Raw genomic sequence first — 17,179 nt, 5'->3', positions numbered from 1 at the left:
TTCACCTACTCTACTGAACAGGTTATTTTAAATATTTTAAGGTTTGGGGAGAAATAAGATAATACACTACCCTGCATGATCGAGGTGGCTTCTACGTCTGACTCCCGCGAGTATTCGGAGATCGAGAAGTACCTTTACTATCCCGAAACCGAGGAGCGAAGGCTCTACAACGTGGGCTTCCTCAAGATAATAGCCGTAGCCCTAGTGCTCGCGAGCGTTGTAGGTGTTTTCGCCGCGGCACGGTACTCGCCCATCCCGGTTGTAAGGATCAGCGATGTCCAGGGCAACGTGTTAATGAACTACGCCACATTCTACGTTGAAGGCGTTGTCGTGGAGCCTCCTCGCGTGGATTACTCAGGAGGGAAGCTGAGGATTACGGTAACCGTTAACGATAACTCAACGCCCGTGAGCCTATCAGTCTACGCTTACGACCCTCTCGCATCCGATATGATCAAGGCTCGGAAAATACCTTTCATAGGGGACAGGGTGAGGCTTCTCGTCCAGCTGAGGGTGAGGGAGGATTACGCTTACGCCTACCTCCAGGAGCTGAGGGGTGTTGAAATACTTGAGAGACCCGGGAGCGGTGATGGAAAGGTTTACGTGGACTCGCTGGAAGAAATCGCCGAGTACTCGTATGTTTGCGTGCAGGGCTTGGTTAAAAGCCCCCGTAATGTTTCATCGGGACTGCTCTTCGACGTCGCAACATCCAGGGGTGCTGTGACGGTTCTGATACCAACAATAATAAACCATGTCTACGGGGATGACGCTACCCCGGTTTTATCAGCTATTTCAGCCGGGGGAGTCCCCGTGGACGTCTGCGGAGTGGTCTACTACTATAGGGGTACTTCGCCAGAGATCGTTGTCCGCGAGCTCGAGGATGTCAACATAGGAGTGCTACCCGTGGCTGAAACAGTGAGCTTCGGAGACCTGGTGTTCAACACAGCCTTCTACGAGGGGCAGACGGTTAGGACGCAGGCAAGATTCCTAGGAGTCTACTGCGAGGCTTTCGACGACCCGTGCAGGCTTGTCTTCGAGGATGTGGAGGGCCAGGGTATTACGGGAGACATTATGATGCCTAAAGCTCTCATGGCAACAGCGCTTGACCCGTGGAGCGTGGGCTCCGGCACAGTGTTCAACTTAACTGTTAACGTGGTCAATTCAACGTACATGGTCGCGTATGCGGCAGACCCGGTGGAGGTTGCACCCCCGTTTGAAACCAGTAGTGTTGAGGAAGCCCTCTCGCAGGAGAGGGGTAGGATCATAGTTCTGAGAAACGTAACCGTCTCATCATCAAGCACGACAAGCGGTGGTAGCTGGAGGATTTACGTGAGCGATCCATCAGGCTACAACATACTGGTGTTCGTCCCGTCGACAGTGGCTAAGTCGATGGGGTTTGAAATCCCGGCGAAGGGCACTTACATCTCGGTCGCCGGCTACAGGCATGTCTACGGTAGCACGGACGAGATCGTTGTCTACACTGTGAACGGGATTACCGTTGAGACAGCTCCGCCACCGCCGCCTCCGCAACCCCCTGCCTTCATCGAAATAGACATTAGGAGTGTGCCAGGCTACGTTGGCTCCAACGTCTCGTTCACAGGACTCTTCTACGCGATACGCTACGACAGCTCCCAGAGAATATACTATGTCGAGGTGAGGTCGAGCGATGAAGGCTTCGCGGTCAACGTTTCCATGAGCAGGACGCAGCTTATATCCTTCCTGGATCCGGCCATAGTGGGTTGGAAATCGCTCATAAGGATCAACGGCACTGTTAAGTCAGCCAGCCTTGTAGAGTACGTGTACGGTGAAGTGGTTGAGCTCAGGGCTCCGTTAACAGTTACTGTTCAGGAAGCCCTGGCGCAGCCTTTAGGCAGGCCCCTGATGGTTCTCAACGCCACAGTGGTGAGCTCTAGGGTTTTATCAGGAAACAACTGGGAGATCAACATAACTGATTCAACAGGCGCTGTTATAACAGTGTTCATACCTTCTTCAACCGTCAGCGATCTCGGAATGTCCTCGCCACCGCCTAACGGATCACTGGTCAAGGTTGCAGGGTACAGGGATGTCTACGGTAGCAAGCAGGAGATCGTGGTGATCTCTAAGAACGGGTTCACGGTTCTAGGGTAGGTGCAGGGTTATGGAGGCTTTAGTCAACCCTGTCGATGTTTTAACATGGGGTTTAACAGGCACCCTCATGGGCTTACTGCTATCGTGGATCCCGGGGCTCCACATCTTCAACCTCCTGGTTCTTGTGTTCGCCCTGGCCCCGGGGTTCATAACCTCCAACATCTACGCTCTCCCATACTTCGCCCTCGGAGCTGTAGTAGGGTTCTCGTTCGCCAGCTCCATTGCTTCAACATATCTCAGTGTTTCAGACGAGTCAATGATGCTTATGCTCTTCCCGTCGCAGAGGTATCTGCTAGCGGGGAGGGGTCACAGGGCTGTACTGCTCTACCTGATCGGCGCGTTGACAGGGGGGGTTTTCCTCGCAGTGTTCATGGCAACAATCGGCGTTTACGCAATGCCCGTGATATATAATCTCTTCAGCCCATACTACTGGTTCATCCTGCTGGCAATAGTTGTCTTCATGTTCATGAGCGAGTACCCTAAGGAAGCCGACCATGGGAGGACGCCTAGGGAGAAGCTGTGGCTTGCCTGGAGGCAGGTGTTAGGCGGGGTGTTGGTGTTCTTCGCATCAGGCATACTGGGCTTCATAGCTTCATACTCGGGTTTATTAAGGATTGAAGCAGCGTACGCTAGGCTAACACCCTTGTTCATAGGCTTCTTCGGCTTCCCATGGGTTCTGAGAAACCTTATCTCCAGGAGGAGCATTCCCAGGCAGGATACGAGGGATGTTGTGGAGACGGCTCCAGGCGCGGTCGTAAACGGCAGTGCATCCGGGATAATAGGGGGAGGGATAGCTGCGTTCTTCCCAATAATAACCGGGGGAATGGGGGCGCTGGTTGGGGGGCACATGGCGAGTAGCAGGGGCGACGACACCTTCCTGATCAGCCAGGGAGCTGCTAGAACAGTATACTACACTGGTGCTCTCTTCTTCCTGTTCCACCCAACCATGAGGATAACCAGGGGCTCGGTTGCATGGCTTGTAGGAGGGGTTTACACGCCTAAGACATGGGCTGAGTTCTATGTTGGAGCAGCCTTCATCATCCTAGCAGCAGCCGTCTCCTTCGTTGTCACCCTATACTTGTCGAAAGCCGTGGCACGCCTTCTAACCAGGGTGAGCTACGTCTACATTTCCGCTGCCACCCTAGTGTTCCTCGTGAGCCTCGTATACTATTTGACAGGGCCCGTGGGCCTGGTTTTAATGCTCGCGGCGACAAGCGTTGGCTTCGCTGCAATGGTCTTCAACACGAGGCTGAGCTACTGCCTGGGCTCCCTAATCCTCCCCGTTCTCGCAAACACCATGGGGTTCGCCGGCTTCTTCCTTGAACTGCTAGGGCTAGGTGGTTGAGGATGAGAGGGTGGACGCACTACTTGTCCGGTCTAGCAATGGCAATGTTCTTCCCGCCCCTGCTCTCAGACCTTGTCAAAGGAGTCATGTGGCCGGTTCTAGCAGGGGTTTCAGCATACCTGCCAGACTTCCTGGACTTCAAGTTCAAGAAGTTCCTGTGGAGAGTGGACTACCTCGTGGATCCCGCCCCAAGGGATCCGTTGAGAAAACTCTCCCCCAGGAGGATAAGGGTTAGCGAGCTCTCCCAGGGCTTGAGATGGAGGCTTTACTATCTTGAGGGGAGGATCGAGGATGTGCTGGAGGAGAGGGAGGGTTACGCGAGGTTTAAGCTAGCGGATGAAACCGGGTCGGTGGTAGTGGTCGCCAGGAACGGGGATTACGAAAAGCTTAGGAGAATGCTCGGGTCAAGCATTAAGGAGCTGGCAGCATCGGGCAGGAGGGTGAGGATACCGGGCTACCTGGAGGTGGACGAGGGTGGCTCAGTCTACTGGAATGTTGCGGACGCCCCACACCCGCAGTATGTTGCAGACGCTGTTGCAAGAGCTATTGACGAGGCTTACGAGACCGGGAGGATGGTAACCGTTAAAATACACAATATAAGGATGCCGGGGGACTTCTACAGGAGGTTCCTAATCCAGTACGACTCCAAGAACAGGAGGATAATCGTTCACATGGGCCCGCTGGTCTCCACTGGAGGCTTACCCCTCGAGGGGACAGAGCCCCCTGAGTACAGGAGGATAGGGGTTGCTGAGACGAAGCATGCTTTCAGAAAGGTCTACCCTAGGCCAACAGTGATAGATGCTTTCTCAGGCCCCGAGATAGGTTATGAGAAAGTGGGGGATGTTGTCGAGGAGGTGTTCATACCGTGGCACAGGGGCTTCTCCCACAGCTTGACAGCGAGCGTGGTGATCGGTGGGTTAATAGGGCTTGCAACCCTTGCACTAGGCTACGCTAACTGGTTCTACCTCGCAGTAGCGTCAATGCTGGGACACGCGATGCATGTCCTGGAAGACCAGCTGGGCTTCATGGGCTCGGTCCTATTCCCGCCGTTGACGAAGAGGAGGATACCTGGGCTGATGCTGGGGCCGAGCAGGCAGGGCTTGATAAACTTCGCGACAAACTGGCTGATGCTAGCGCTGGCTGCTTGGAACGTGAACAGGTTCATGCCCGAGATCTCTCCCGGCATGCCCAAGCCGATAGAGCTGTCCAACACTCTCCCCGTTACACCAGCGGCAGGGGATGCCCTGCTACTCCTCCTACTAGCACTCCCAGCCATCGCGATCTACGCTTGGGGCGTGCTGGATAGGAGAAGGTTCCTCATAAAGCAGAAGGAGAGGCTTGAGGAGGAGAAGGCTAAAGAGGCTGTTGAGGAAGCTTACGAGGAGGTTGGAGGATACTAGGCACCATAGCCAATACTACGTAGTCAACTCCTCCCATTATCATGCAGCATTTTTTAAAACCCCATGATGATGGAAGGGATTCAGTTGCTTGTGAAACACTAGCTTAAACAATGGATTCGAAGAGGGATTTTCAACGAGACTGTGGTCAATACATCCGAAATACCTGGATAGGATAGGGCTGGTAGCACTGTGGAGGGAGGGCTTGCTAGCAAGACGTGTTCTCCAGGGATTGACCAAGGGTTACAGAAACCACCCCCAGCTTGCAAGGTTTAAGAAGTATGAGAAACCCCTGGACCTGATCGACGCATACCTCTACCAGGTCTACCTGGAAGCTTGCGCGAGAGGCTACAGGTTCAGCCTTTCAAAGATCAGGGTGGTCGAGCTCCATGAAGCAGTAGAGGTAACCCGTGGACAGCTCATTTACGAGTTCAACCACTTAATTAGAAAGCTTGAGAAACGCGACAAGGCCTGGCTTGAAAGAATTAGAGGAGTAGACCCGAGTAGCATTGAAGCCAACCCTGTTTTCAGAGTTGTTGAAGGCGACGTAGAGGAGTGGGAGAAAAGCAATAATAAAAGACTGAAAGACTTCACATAAGAGATTACCGGGTTACTCATTTCAATGGTTTAAAACCGGCATTTTCCAATATCCATCGAATTATGTTAATTGAAAATGAGTAAATAACATTTGTGAAGTGATTGTTTAGACGGGATGAACATGTTAAATGGTATACTCCCGTGTACATGGTTCTGAGCGTTTAAATATCTCTCCATAGTGTAAAAATTGTTTAAGTAGTTGCGAAGAATGCGGTGGTGTATTTGAGTGTCCGGTAAAATATTGATTCTACACGCTTCTCTCAATGTTCTCGGAGGCGGGGAGTTGCTTGTACTTAGGCTCTCGCAGGCGTTGATAGAGCAGGGTTTCGACGTTGAAATATGGACTCAGACTCCTGTTGAAGATGAGAAGATTAAGGACTTGTACGGCAACGTAATCCCTACGAGGTTGAGTGTTAGAAAGAATAGGTTGGCACAGCTCATAGAAAAGATGTCCCGCGGCAGGTTTGAAAGGCTTCGCAGGCTTCTATTCTATTTAAAAGAGATAGATGAAGCTATGAGTGAAGCCGACCTCGTAATTGACACACAGAGCAATGTTCCCTCCGGGGCGGACGTGTCATACATACATTATCCCGCGGTTCTTCCGCCCAGGGATAAGGCTGGCCTTCAATGGGATGCTTACAATGGACTGGTTAACCTAGTGGCTAAAAGGTTGTCAAAACATACTGGCAGGGTTATAGCCAATTCTACCTGGACCGCGTGCATGGTTTACAAGGCATATAATGTGGTCCCGGACATTATCTACCCGCCCGTGGATGTTGAGTATTTCAGGGAGGTTTCAGGGAATGCGGAGCGAGAGAAGCTTGTTGTCACCGTTAGCAGGATTGTTTATGAGAAAAACCTTGACAAAATACTAGTTGAGGTAGCTAAGCAGTTACCGGATTACGAGTTTGTTATAGCAGGGACCACCACTGAGGGGTCTGCGTCGGTTTTTGAAAAACTGAAAGCATTAAGAGATGAGTTGAAATTAACGAATGTGGAGTTCAAGCCAGACATTCCTAGGTATGAGTTGCGGGAACTGCTTGGTAGGGCAATGTTCTATCTTCACCCGCCTTTCCCAGAACACTTTGGGATATCGGTTGTTGAAGCAATGTCAGCCGGTGCTATCCCAATAGTGTATAAGGATGGAGGTGCATGGTATGACGTGGTTAGCAAGGTTTCTAGCATGCTCGGCTATAGCAGTATAAGTGAGGTCCCAAGCATTATAAAATCAATAGAGGATGACAAGGAATTATATAGCAAGCTAAAGGAGAAGGGCATTGAGAACTCCATTATTTTCAGCTATGATAATTTTAGGAAGAGCATTGTAGATAAAGTGAATTACATATTGAGAGTTAAGAAGCTGGCACAGGAGCTGTGACATTTGAAGATATGCATTTACGGCACAGTATTCAATAACGTCCGCACCATAGAGGAGAGTGTGGAGTCTGTTTGGAGGCCGGAGCACGATATCGTGATCGTGGATAATTACTCCACTGATGGAACATGGGAGAAGCTTTTAGAGCTCAGAAAAGATTACAATCTTAAGCTTTATCGATACCAATGTACTAGGGGATTAGGTAGGCACATAGCACTCTATAAATGTCCAGAAAATTCTACGACTGCATGGTTCGATCTGGATACGGTATATACTCCGGCTTATCATAAAGCGATAGAGTATGCTGTGGAAACAAAGCAGGTTGTGAACGCCGGAGGACTATTGATAGTCAGACGAGAGCTTGCTCTCGGCAAAGGGGGTTGGCGGGATCTGAACTATGGCGAGGATGTGGAGTTTGTTTCAAAAATAGGATTTCATATACACCTACCTATTGTTTCAGGTTTCAACGAGATTGCATCAGCTTACATGACTAAGCGCGAGAGAAGGTACGGTGGGTTGAAGAGAGTCGTGAAGGGAACCCTAGACGAGTTGAGAGGTAGCGCTCCTTCAATATATCGATTGATAGTAAGCAGAAGTAAAAGACTAGCGATCTTCTACGTTCCAGCTAGGTTATTAGGGTTTTACAGGAACCGGAGACCTGATAATTTAACATGGATTGATTTAACCACCCTTACCAAGGCTGTCCCTTTAAGAGAGGCTGGTATAGATGAGAAATTCTTTCAATTTGGGGCTACACTCACTTTGATAAACTTAGTGAAGGGTGGTGAAAAAGCAATTGATGAAAAAGCTTTAAGCCTTGTTTCAGGGAGTCTGTGGAAGTTTCGTCTCAAGACTCGCAATGTCCGGGTCTTATATTACAATACTCCACAGCTTATTGATAAATCGCTTATTCCATTGGTAGTTAATGTGACAGTGTTGAAGTAGCGGACGAACCCTTCCTACCTTAAAGAGTAATTCAAGTGTTGATGCCTGATTAGTTATTTAGCTTTTCTTAAACTTAAGGATGAGTTAGAAGCTTTAATTTTTCGCAACCACTATAACCGGGATTACCTTGGATGTATAAGATTAGAAGTTTAAGTGTTTGAAATGTAGGAGGGGTTTGGTGAATAATGAAACTTAGGGTTTGGTCGAGGAAGCCTCTTCATAATCTCCCGGGTAAACAATAATAAGTAAGAACCGAAAAACATTAGAGTAGCGACTCAGTACGAGAATCCTGGTTTTCCACCCTCTTTTAGAAGTAGGCGGGGGGAAGAGAAGCTATAGGTGGAGATGCATAAGGCATTTCTTGAGCTAGGTTTTGAATCGAAGCTGATCACAATTGTCGTAGGTAAGGAAAGATTTAAAAGAACTATCGAGTTGATGACACAAGGTTTCAACCCTGCCATCGAACTCCACGAAGCTCCTTTAATGAGTAAGATTATTAACAAAGCCACCATGGACTTCACTCGTGGAAGGCTTGTAAGGTTAAGGGGCCTGCTAACCCGATACCTGCTAGTTAAGGTTGAAAGAAAGCAAGGTGAATTATTTGTTGATACGGTTCCCTATCTTCCATATCCATTGGATATAGTGCATGTCCATGTCCCCTCGTGCTTCCTTATGCTGACACAGGGTTGGCGAGGAAAACCTATAACTGGCTTGTGAGAAGGGTGGCTTAGTCCTTAACAGGTGATACCAAGCTAGTCCTGGTTAGTAGCACATGGACTATGAGAGTATTTGAATCCATCTACGGGTTGAAATACAGGGTGGAGATTTTACACCTTCCTTTCGACGTAGAGTATTTCCACAGCGACCGCAGGGATGCGTTGATTGTCGCAGGGTCAAGGTTCAGCCTGGAGGAGGGGCTTAAAAACATTCTTACAGTAGTAGAGAAGCTACCTGACTATAAACTTTACATTGTAGGCTCTGCGACAAGGGTTTCGCGTAAGGTGTTAGATTAGCTCTGGGGCGGGGTCGAGAGGGATGGTCTTGGGAACGTTGAGGTTAAGGTAAACATGCCCAGGGTGAGTTAAAAACGGTCTTGGCAAGGGCAAAGTTCTACATGCACCCGCTGTATCCAGAGCATTTTGGCCTCTCAGTGGCCGAGGCTGAGGCCGCTGGCGCCATCTCAATATTTTACAGGGATAGGGGCACGGACCGATATAGTGTCAAATATTGATCAAGACCTGGTAGCTTTCCAAGGAAAGCTATTCTACCTTCATTAAGGTTCGCTTATATTTTTACTGTAAGTTCATGTTGCGGAAAACATGTAGCTAGAAGCTCCTTACACTATTTTGCAACCAGGTTTAGCATTTTTTCCACTTGCTTACCCGGATCAACCTTTATGTAGGATTCTTGTATTATTGCCTCTCTATTGAAACTTTTTTCCAGGACCTTCATTATTTTACTCGCCAGCTCCTCGCTTCTTGGCTTGGATAAGTAACCTGTTACCCCGTCCTCAACGATCTCCTTTAAGCCTCCTTGATCAGTTACCACAGCCGGCACACCAAGCCTGTTAGCCTCAACGGGTATTCTACCAAATGCCTCGGGCCATATAGAGGGCATGACGACAGCTCTGGCTTTGTACATGGTGTGGTAGTAGTTTCTGCTGGGGAGTTTGTCGACGAAAACAATGTTGTTTAAGCTTAGGCGTTTAGCGTATTTCTCGACCCAACTATCTTTGCAGCCGACCATGTAGAGTTTTAAATCTTTAAACTGCTTGGATACGGTGGACCATGCATCCAGGAGTATGTGTGGGCCTTTAACAGGGTTGGGGCCTGAAGCGTAGAATATGTAGTTCCCATAGGGCTCATTGGGATTCGGCTTCACGTACTTTAAGGGTTCTATAACTGGGTTGTAGACGACCGCGTAAGGTTTACCCCCCAGCTCGGGCACGTGCCTTACGTGAATGTCCCAGAGCGTATTGGAGACCGGGATATAGCCATCTATGCTTTCTAGAACCATGTTTAACAGTTTCACCCATTTCATGTACTTGTACGGTCCTTTAGCGATATCCAAAGTGGCAAACATTCCTGCCATACCAATACTCAACGCCCCCACCTTGAAGAGCATGGATCTATGGCCTTGCCTACACCTGATGATTCTCCACGGAGAACACTTTTTTAGGCACACCTCGCCACGACCATAGAGGGAGTCCCATCGAGGGCATATTAAAGCGTAAGAGTGAAGATGAGCTATAACAGGAATGTTCTTCACATTTTTCACGAGTCGTGCAGTAGGATATTCTACATCCGTAATCCAGGCAACGTCAGCCCATTGTATAAGGCTTTGGGCAGAGTTAACCCCTATCACAGGGTAGCCTGCTTCAAGCTTGCAGTGGGCCCGGTGCACCGGAATCCCCATGGAGGTTATTCTAGACGTGAACTCTTCATTAGCCCGGTCGCATGTTAAAACCTTCAACTCAACCTTATCTTTGAGGAGCTCCAGTAGCTCTAAAGTAGCGATTTGGGCTCCGCCAAGCCATAAGCCATGAGTTAATGCTAAAATCCTCACTTAAAACTCCTCTAAAATATACGATTTACATGAAAGCTAAAAAGCTGGAGACGTGTGCAGGGTTTTTAAACCAAGCTAATGGTTTTGATCTAACCATGTCTACGTTAAGGTTTCCGGGCGGGCCTTCTTATGCTACTCTTCCATTGACGAGATAGATGACTTTGTCGACAGTATTCACTGCCCAGTTGAGGTCGTGTGTGACAATAATTATTGATAATCCTTCTTCTCTATTGACTCTTTTGATTTCTTCGTATATCTCAAGCCTCATAGCAGCGTCAAGGCTTTGCTCCAACTCGTCCGCCAGGAACGAGTTTCCACCGGCCACCAGGGACCTAGCTATGGCAACTCTCCTAGCCTCTCCACCGCTTAACTGGGAGGGGTGTTTCGAGGCGAGGTGTTCAATAGATAGTTTTCTAAGGGCCCATTCAACCCTATCTTTGATCGCGTTTTCACAGAAGCCCTTTATCTTCAATGGAAACGCTATGTTATCCCAGACAGTCATATGGGGGAACAACGCATTCTTCTGTGGAATATATGCGACGCCTCTTCTGTAGGGTGGTGTATTATCAACCGGCTTCCCATCGAATAACACGCTTCCCTTGTACAGTGTCAGGCCGGCGATTACTTTAAGCATTGTTGTCTTACCGGCTCCATTAGGGCCTATAATAGCTGTTATCTTACCAGATGGTATGTCAACCGTAACCCCGTGCAGGGCGTAGTTCTCAATACTTCTCAGCGAGACACCTACCACCGTTTCTCACCAATCCACTTAGATGAAACTTTCTTCTCAACCACGTCTATGGATTCGACAATTACCACTATAGGGATGGTTAGAGCTATCATCGTTGACAATAAATGCTTAACATCTATGGTTAACGAGTATAAGAGTAAGAGGTGTCCTAGACCGCTTGTTAAAACAAGCATTTCAACAATAAGCGTGGTCTTAAACACCATTACAACCTCGGTTTTAACAATGGGCGTGATCTTTAGGAGTGATATAGGTGCTACAATCCTTGCAAGCGTGCTCCATGAATTAGCGCCCAGTGTAAAAGCAGCCTCTAAAATCTCAGAATTTATTGTCCGCGAAGAGTTTAACACACCATATAGTATTGGTGGGAAGCTACAAATGAATGAAGCGGTTGCAGGATGCGCGAGCGAGTCTTGGCCTACTCATAAGAGTAGTAGGGGAACCCAGACAACAGTGGGCAGTGTGAATAGTATTGAGGCTATTGGCTGAACATACTCATCAATCTTCAAGCCTACGACTAGTAATCCAAGAGCGATACCAACTACTACTCCCACGGCAAACCCTGCTCCAGCCCTGATCACTGTTAAAACAGCGTTTTCGAGAACAATGCGCATATAGTCCCCGTCTAGGAAACAGCCTGCAACCTCGCTGAAGGAGGGTAGTATGTACGACGGGTATACACGGGCTCTAGCAACGAGCTCCCACACTAGTATGAGAATCGTGAACGATACTAGGGCTTTCACAGGTTTTAAACTCTTATACTGACTCGACGAGAAGGGTTGCATTATACCTCTCCTTGATCACTCTCTTAGAGTATGCGAAGTCAATGTACGCCTGTATTTGGTCTCCATCGAGACTTGTATTCCATTGAATACGTTGAATAGCCCTTAACGCATCGTCCCCGCTGATGTCAAGCCACTTGGATAGCGTTTCAACCGCTTTGGAAGGATCTTCCTCAACCTCATCCACCATCTCTCCAACAAGGTCTGCTATAATTCTCAACACATCCCGATTCTTCTCCAGGTAATCAACCGTGGTGAACAAGTAGCTTCCAGGCATGTCAGGCCAGACCTCGCTACTCAGGAGCAGTATCATAAGCCCTTTGGACTCCGCAACCTCCGGGTATGGCTCAGGGAGTATGGCAACGTCTATGTAGCCGCCGACAAGGCCTGTTAATATCTCCTGCGGTTGCAGGGTCTTAATCTCCGAGAATTTAACACCGTATTCATCCTGTATCTTTAAAGCTAGTAAGTATGCCTGACTCCCTGGTCCAGGCGTGTAGACCGCTCACCCGTTAAGATCTTTAACACTGCTAACCCTATCCGGGTTCACAATGACTGCGAAGCCTCCGTCGTGTATTTTCCCAATAATCCTTATGGGTATGCCCTTATCGATCATTACTAAAATAGGTCCTAGACAAGCCTGGCCGGCGGCAATGTCTCCGCGTGCGACGCCGGCCGCTAGCTCCATACCGGTCTTAAACAAGAGAATATTGGTTACGTTTACTCCTTTCATCTCTAGTAAGGCATTGTCTAAAACCATGTAGAATGGTGTTGCGTGAGCATTGAACTCGAGCCCCAGGGATACTGCTTTAGCAGTACTAGTACTCCCTGAGTAGAAGCCGTAGTACACTCCTAAAGCTTTGAGAAGCACCAATGCGAGAGTAATGGTTGCGACCAGGGGTTTCCTCCTCATTAAACCGCCTTGCTAGCCAGGCCGTCTTCAATTGGAAAAGGGATGAGACGCTAATGCTTTAAACCTAGTGCTAATTGATTGTTAATCAAAACACGTTAACGCTTGCTCCGTAAGCACGAGGGCACGTGGAAAACACTGCCTGCGTAGTTAACCCCCGAGTCCCTGGGTTTAATACGTTGTAAACGATATTATGGGAGAATAGGGTGTTTTCAATGATTCCACACATGGGCGATTCTCTATTGCAGGGGTTACTGTTTGAGGATGTTCAATACCTGGATCTAACCACTAGTGTTCTCGGAATAGGCGATTTAGAAGGCGCGGCGTCAGTTTTCTTTAGAGAGGATGGTGTTGTTGCCTGTAGTGAAGAGGCCGCCAGGATCTACGAGCTCGCTGGCGGTAGAGTCGATTATTTCCTCAGGAGTGGTGAAGAAGCTTCGACAAACCAGCTGGTTTTAGAGACGCATGGCAGGGCTACATCACTTCACCTTGCCTGGAGAACTGCCCAGACTTTGCTAGCATATTGTAGCGGGGTTGCAACATACACTCGTAGAATGGTTGAGAAAGCAAGGAGGCTGAATCCACAGGTAGTAGTGGCTACAACACGTCAGACACCGCCGGGTGCAAGAGCGTTCTACCTTAAGGCTGTGATTGCCGGTGGCGGAGTAGTGCATAGGCAGTCGCTCTCAGACTCTATACTGGTATTTGACAACCATAGGGTATTCCTCGGAGGCCCGGGATGCGCGCAACGGTCGAGAAGGCCCTGGCATCAAGCGGAGGTAGGAGTATCGGGGTGGAGGTTGAAAGCCCTGAAGAAGCATTGGAGGCTGTAGAGGCCGGAGCATATTACATACAATTCGATAAAACACCACCTGGAATACTGGCCGAGTACGTGGAAAAGGTAAAGTCCATGAGCAACAGGGTAGTCGTAGGAGTGGGGGGCGGGATAACGCTGGAAAACATTGAGGAGTACGCTTTCGTCGGGGTAGACGTAATAGTAACCTCTGCTCCTTATAGGGCGAAACCCATAGATGTGACAACAAAAATGGAGAAAACCACGCCTGCAACCTGATAATACTTCTCGGCAAGGTCTGAATAATTTTTAGAGTGATTGGAAGCGCTTGTCAATCACGTAGTAGACTCTCATAGAATATTGTTAATGATCACACAAGTGTACGCCGCCATGATAGCATTAAACATTGACAATACTGTTGCTAAGAACCTTAACTGCGCCTGCTTCACATAATATTTCACTTCATCGATACACGTGGAGCGAGTGCTTGCTCACGGTTCACCTGGGGCTTCCCGCACAGCCTGGTTTTGCACCATGTTCCTGCTTATCTTTCCCACGTAGATCCAGGACAGTTTCTCACTTATAGGTTCCAAGTATTCTAGGCACGTATAGTATGTAGTGTTAAACGAGTTTTCTCTATGCACTACTAGGATTACACTACGGGCTTCCGTATAATTCAGGATCCTGCACAATGTCTCGTTCGCCACACCGTTCCATGCCCAAATAAATCTTGAGGGATCAGGGTTTCTCACAGCTAGGTGTACGTATCTTGCATAGTCCGGGTGGGCCACGACTACTGCATCGTCCAGCATAAAGCTGTTGTTCTGGAAGAACCACATAGTCTCTATCAATCTATTGTCAGCAAGGGATGGTGCCAGTATTGACGGGAACTCTCTAAGAGACTTGTAGTAGTCGTAAGACCAGTTATACCCGTATGCGAAGGAAAGCCCTGGGAGAGAAGCTATCACAAGGTAGATCATTATCGCCCTTCCATCCTTCACCGCTTCAACAAGTCCTATAGCTGCCAGGGTACTGGCTAATGGTGCAGCCCCAATTAGGAACCTGTACCATGTAGTAGTGGATGAGTATGGTGCTATTAGGGGTGAGACGCCTGCGAGGAGTAGCGCGAGCATTGTTGATGCTACGTAGGGCTTTCTATGTTTTGCAAGAGCCGTGATAACTAGTGGAAGCATGATCCCGTAACCTGCTACAAGGTATGAAACAACCTGTGACTGCTCAAAGCTTGGGACAAGCCCCGGCGGCAGGACTCCAACAGCCCCGACCACGCTGTACGGCCTCCTCCAGTACCATGTCTCCAGTGCTGTGTTAACGAGGAGACCTGCTAAACCGCTCGCCAAACCATGTCTGCTCCTAGCTCTCCAAGCCCTGTAGGCTAGAACCAGGGAGAACGCCAGCCCTGTGAAACCCGTTACCTCCATGCTTAGCCCGCACCCGGCGAGCAGTAGGATGGTGGCCAGGGATTACTTCCAATCTTTCGGGAAACCCCACCTCTCCAGCACTATTATCGTTGCAAGCATAAACACAGAGCCCAGCAACTGTCTCTGGTAATCCCACGATATCCTCAGGTTTAAGATGAACGTGGTGGTTAAGAAGCCTGCTAGCAAACAAGTCCTCCAACCCTTCCCGTAAACCTTCACAGCAAGTAGGGTAGATAATCCTGCTAGAATGCTGAACGCTATGCTCGGGTAGACTTTGAACACGTACCACGCGTCCACGAGGTAGGTGAACGGGGCTAGAAGCATTGGTAGTAGGGGCGGAGTGTTCCTCCAACCACCCATCCAGTAGTAGCTGGTGAACGGGTTAAGCCTCTCCTTGAAGTCTAGCAAGTGTGCAACATACTCAGGAGTGTCCCAACCTATCAGCCAAGGCCACCACTTCAGCTCAGGCATAAACCTGAAGATGAATGCGAAAACGCTCACTATGAATGCAGTGATCAACGGGTGCTTGTCTAGGAACCCTCCGGCTCCACGGGCTAGGAGCAGTAGATTTCTATAAACGTCTTCAAGGCTTGGATCGGACTTAACAGCTAATACATCCCCTGTTAACAGGTGGACGAGAATGGTTAAAGTGATGAATAGTGAGCCGGTTGCCACTAGGAGAGAGTAAGCATAGCCTTCAATAGTGTAGTCGTCACCCACTAGCGCGCCGAAGTATCCGATCATGTAGGTGTAGTTGTAGTAGATGCTTGCAACCCTTCCGAGAACAACCATGGTAGCCCCGGCTAGGAGGATTAGGATTGAAGAATAGAACGGTTTACCCCGTAGCCTTTTAAGCTCCCTGTAGACGATTATTAGCGAGATCACTGTTGAAGCCCAAACAAGATAGTCGTAGGTAACCCTCCCCGTTAAGATAGGGTTGTGGTAGAATATCCCGTAGAGAGATAGTGCCAGCGAGAGTGACGAGAACACGACGTTGTAAAACCCTGAGCCAGGATTCATGAGCTTGTTTAAAACCTTGTTCAACAAGTCCTTCTGCATTTATAATCAAACCCTATCTTCTCCTGGAACTCCTCTTCTCCTCAAGCTACTCCTCAATCCCCCTCATAGTTTTCATAACCCTTATTTCGAATCTTTTCAAGTATAGTGAGATAAAGGCTAGCATCAAGCTTAGTAGTCCAAGACCTGACAGAGCTATTCCTGCCAATGCTTTTACATGGTGTACTACGTCGTGGAACAGCCATCTGTAGAGGACGTAGGCATCCAGGTATGCCCCCGGGATGAGCATTAACGCTCCGACCGCGAATATAAGGAATGCCGGGTTATATCTCCACGTGAGCCTAACCATGTCTAGCGCTATTTTAAACCCGTGCCTAACCCCGAGCTTCTTCCTCCCGATTCTCTTCCTGTATGATATCGGTATCTCGCAAACCCGGAAGCCTGTTGAAGCTGCATGGGCAACTATCTCCGATTCAACGCTGAAGCCTTTGAACTCGAAATTAACCTCCCCGAGAACCTTCTTGTTCGCAGCGTACATCCCGCTTAAAATGTCGCTTACTTGAACACCGAATAGTATTTTAAAGAACATTGAGAGAGCCTTGTTCCCCAGCCTGAACAGGAAGCCCTGAGCCCCCTTCTCCACATAAACCCTTGAACCTATTACCAGGTCACGGCCTTGCCCAAGCTTTTCCAACAGCTCAGGAATGTGCTTGGCAGGGTAGGTGTAGTCGCCGTCCATGAAGACGTAGCAATCGCTTTCAACGGTTTCAACAGCGGTTTTAATGGCCATCGCCTTCCCCGTTCCCTCCTGGAGTATTACCTTGAATCCCATAGATTCTGCAACCTTCCTTGTCCCGTCCACCGAGTGCCCGTCAACGATCAGCACGTTCTCCTTGGGCACGCCATTCTCGGTTAACTCCTTCAGCACTAATGGGAGTGCTTCAGCCTCGTTTAACACAGGAATGACAACCGTGTAGTCTCTGCAACTATTACTCCTCAATTCGAGGACCCCCCGTTAAAATATCTTGCTTTTTAAAACGGGAAACGCCTAATCCAGACCTGGGAGGCTCTCCAAGGTCAACGTGCTTTGAAACACCTATAGTGTTAAACCCTTGAAGCCCTGCTTCACCACTCATCAGCCG

21 protein-coding genes and 1 pseudogene are annotated in these 17,179 nt (G+C 48.9%); 11 read left to right on the top strand and 11 right to left on the bottom strand.

From position 1 onward, the window contains the following. Nucleotides 1-75 precede the first annotated feature (75 nt). The 3 genes from IMZ38_RS00655 to IMZ38_RS00645 are packed head-to-tail and all read left to right on the top strand — an operon-like array spanning nucleotide 76 to nucleotide 4,869. Complete coding sequence (locus IMZ38_RS00655) at nucleotides 76-2,124, top strand: hypothetical protein (RefSeq protein ID WP_193436294.1); 2,049 nt, start codon at nucleotides 76-78, stop codon at nucleotides 2,122-2,124. Nucleotides 2,125-2,134: 10 nt separating this feature from the next. Next, nucleotides 2,135-3,469: a tripartite tricarboxylate transporter permease gene (locus IMZ38_RS00650; protein WP_193436293.1), complete on the top strand. Its 1,335-nt coding sequence runs from the start codon at nucleotides 2,135-2,137 to the stop codon at nucleotides 3,467-3,469. 2 nt (nucleotides 3,470-3,471) lie between these two features. Then, complete coding sequence (locus IMZ38_RS00645) at nucleotides 3,472-4,869, top strand: metal-dependent hydrolase (protein WP_193436292.1); 1,398 nt, start codon at nucleotides 3,472-3,474, stop codon at nucleotides 4,867-4,869. 39 nt (nucleotides 4,870-4,908) lie between these two features. On the opposite strand, the gene IMZ38_RS00640 is transcribed toward IMZ38_RS00645, so the two are convergent. Beyond that, nucleotides 4,909-5,106, bottom strand: coding sequence for a hypothetical protein (locus IMZ38_RS00640; protein ID WP_193436291.1), 198 nt, complete (start codon nucleotides 5,104-5,106; stop codon nucleotides 4,909-4,911). On the opposite strand from IMZ38_RS00640, the gene IMZ38_RS00635 reads away from it, so the two are divergent. The 5 genes from IMZ38_RS00635 to IMZ38_RS00615 all read left to right on the top strand — a co-directional run bounded on the left by IMZ38_RS00635 (nucleotide 5,018) and on the right by IMZ38_RS00615 (nucleotide 8,796). Next, entirely contained in the window at nucleotides 5,018-5,464 is a 447-nt protein-coding gene (locus IMZ38_RS00635) for a pyrimidine dimer DNA glycosylase/endonuclease V (RefSeq protein WP_227410938.1), read from the top strand. The two genes, IMZ38_RS00640 and IMZ38_RS00635, sit on opposite strands and share 89 nt — an antisense overlap. Nucleotides 5,465-5,689: 225 nt before the next feature. Continuing rightward, nucleotides 5,690-6,841 carry a glycosyltransferase gene (locus IMZ38_RS00630; protein WP_193436290.1) on the top strand — a complete coding sequence of 384 codons (1,152 nt, stop codon included), beginning with the start codon at nucleotides 5,690-5,692 and terminating at the stop codon, nucleotides 6,839-6,841. 3 nt (nucleotides 6,842-6,844) lie between these two features. Next, a complete protein-coding gene (locus IMZ38_RS00625; protein WP_193436289.1) occupies nucleotides 6,845-7,783 on the top strand; it encodes a glycosyltransferase family A protein in 939 nt (312 codons plus the stop codon). A 339-nt stretch (nucleotides 7,784-8,122) separates the two neighbouring features. Then, a complete protein-coding gene (locus IMZ38_RS00620) occupies nucleotides 8,123-8,500 on the top strand; it encodes a hypothetical protein (protein WP_193436288.1) in 378 nt (125 codons plus the stop codon). A gap of 62 nt (nucleotides 8,501-8,562) precedes the next feature. After that, the gene (locus tag IMZ38_RS00615) at nucleotides 8,563-8,796 is read left to right on the top strand and encodes a hypothetical protein (RefSeq protein WP_193436287.1); all 234 of its coding nucleotides are present in this window, start codon (nucleotides 8,563-8,565) and stop codon (nucleotides 8,794-8,796) included. A gap of 328 nt (nucleotides 8,797-9,124) precedes the next feature. Here the strand turns inward: IMZ38_RS00615 and IMZ38_RS00610 are convergent, their stop codons facing one another. From IMZ38_RS00610 to IMZ38_RS00585, 6 genes and pseudogenes are all read right to left on the bottom strand, one after another. After that, nucleotides 9,125-10,348, bottom strand: coding sequence for a glycosyltransferase (locus IMZ38_RS00610; protein ID WP_193436286.1), 1,224 nt, complete (start codon nucleotides 10,346-10,348; stop codon nucleotides 9,125-9,127). 127 nt (nucleotides 10,349-10,475) lie between these two features. Continuing rightward, the gene (locus IMZ38_RS00605; protein ID WP_193436285.1) at nucleotides 10,476-11,099 is read right to left on the bottom strand and encodes an ATP-binding cassette domain-containing protein; all 624 of its coding nucleotides are present in this window, start codon (nucleotides 11,097-11,099) and stop codon (nucleotides 10,476-10,478) included. Further along, nucleotides 11,093-11,482, bottom strand: a pseudogene (locus IMZ38_RS00600) (ABC transporter permease subunit); the annotation flags it as partial. The gene IMZ38_RS00605 and the pseudogene IMZ38_RS00600, both read right to left, overlap by 7 nt. A 36-nt stretch (nucleotides 11,483-11,518) precedes the next feature. Next, on the bottom strand, nucleotides 11,519-11,881 hold the full coding sequence (locus IMZ38_RS00595; RefSeq protein ID WP_193436284.1) for an ABC transporter permease: 363 nt from the start codon (nucleotides 11,879-11,881) through the stop codon (nucleotides 11,519-11,521). After that, nucleotides 11,853-12,290, bottom strand: coding sequence for an ABC transporter substrate-binding protein (locus IMZ38_RS00590; RefSeq protein WP_227410937.1), 438 nt, complete (start codon nucleotides 12,288-12,290; stop codon nucleotides 11,853-11,855). The genes IMZ38_RS00595 and IMZ38_RS00590 overlap by 29 nt, the downstream gene beginning before the upstream one ends. 93 nt (nucleotides 12,291-12,383) lie before the next feature. Then, nucleotides 12,384-12,791 (bottom strand): substrate-binding domain-containing protein, encoded by a 408-nt coding sequence (locus IMZ38_RS00585; RefSeq protein ID WP_193436283.1) that lies wholly within the window; start codon nucleotides 12,789-12,791, stop codon nucleotides 12,384-12,386. A 224-nt stretch (nucleotides 12,792-13,015) separates the two neighbouring features. On the opposite strand from IMZ38_RS00585, the gene IMZ38_RS00580 reads away from it, so the two are divergent. The 3 genes from IMZ38_RS00580 to IMZ38_RS07335 are packed head-to-tail and all read left to right on the top strand — an operon-like array spanning nucleotide 13,016 to nucleotide 14,034. Beyond that, nucleotides 13,016-13,621, top strand: a complete 606-nt coding sequence (locus tag IMZ38_RS00580; protein ID WP_264409043.1) for a beta/alpha barrel domain-containing protein — start codon at nucleotides 13,016-13,018, stop codon at nucleotides 13,619-13,621. Further along, a complete protein-coding gene (locus tag IMZ38_RS07340; RefSeq protein WP_264409042.1) occupies nucleotides 13,582-13,860 on the top strand; it encodes a beta/alpha barrel domain-containing protein in 279 nt (92 codons plus the stop codon). Before IMZ38_RS00580 ends, IMZ38_RS07340 begins: the two co-directional genes overlap by 40 nt. Before the next feature lie 39 nt (nucleotides 13,861-13,899). Then, on the top strand, nucleotides 13,900-14,034 hold the full coding sequence (locus IMZ38_RS07335) for a hypothetical protein (protein ID WP_264409041.1): 135 nt from the start codon (nucleotides 13,900-13,902) through the stop codon (nucleotides 14,032-14,034). Nucleotides 14,035-14,072: 38 nt separating this feature from the next. Here the strand turns inward: IMZ38_RS07335 and IMZ38_RS00575 are convergent, their stop codons facing one another. Genes IMZ38_RS00575 through IMZ38_RS00560 form a run of 4 tightly spaced genes read right to left on the bottom strand, consistent with a single transcriptional unit; the run spans nucleotide 14,073 to nucleotide 17,173 of the window. Beyond that, complete coding sequence (locus tag IMZ38_RS00575; RefSeq protein WP_193436282.1) at nucleotides 14,073-15,020, bottom strand: hypothetical protein; 948 nt, start codon at nucleotides 15,018-15,020, stop codon at nucleotides 14,073-14,075. 42 nt (nucleotides 15,021-15,062) lie between these two features. Then, the gene (locus IMZ38_RS00570; RefSeq protein WP_193436281.1) at nucleotides 15,063-16,079 is read right to left on the bottom strand and encodes a hypothetical protein; all 1,017 of its coding nucleotides are present in this window, start codon (nucleotides 16,077-16,079) and stop codon (nucleotides 15,063-15,065) included. Between the two features lie 46 nt (nucleotides 16,080-16,125). Then, complete coding sequence (locus IMZ38_RS00565) at nucleotides 16,126-17,037, bottom strand: glycosyltransferase family 2 protein (RefSeq protein ID WP_193436280.1); 912 nt, start codon at nucleotides 17,035-17,037, stop codon at nucleotides 16,126-16,128. Then, a complete protein-coding gene (locus IMZ38_RS00560; protein WP_193436279.1) occupies nucleotides 17,027-17,173 on the bottom strand; it encodes a hypothetical protein in 147 nt (48 codons plus the stop codon). The genes IMZ38_RS00565 and IMZ38_RS00560 overlap by 11 nt, the downstream gene beginning before the upstream one ends. Nucleotides 17,174-17,179: the final 6 nt, after the last annotated feature.

It is taken from the genome of Thermosphaera aggregans, assembly GCF_014962245.1.
In the GTDB taxonomy this organism is placed as follows: domain Archaea; phylum Thermoproteota; class Thermoprotei_A; order Sulfolobales; family Desulfurococcaceae; genus Thermosphaera; species Thermosphaera chiliense.
This window is presented reverse-complemented; position numbering and strand designations above follow the sequence as displayed.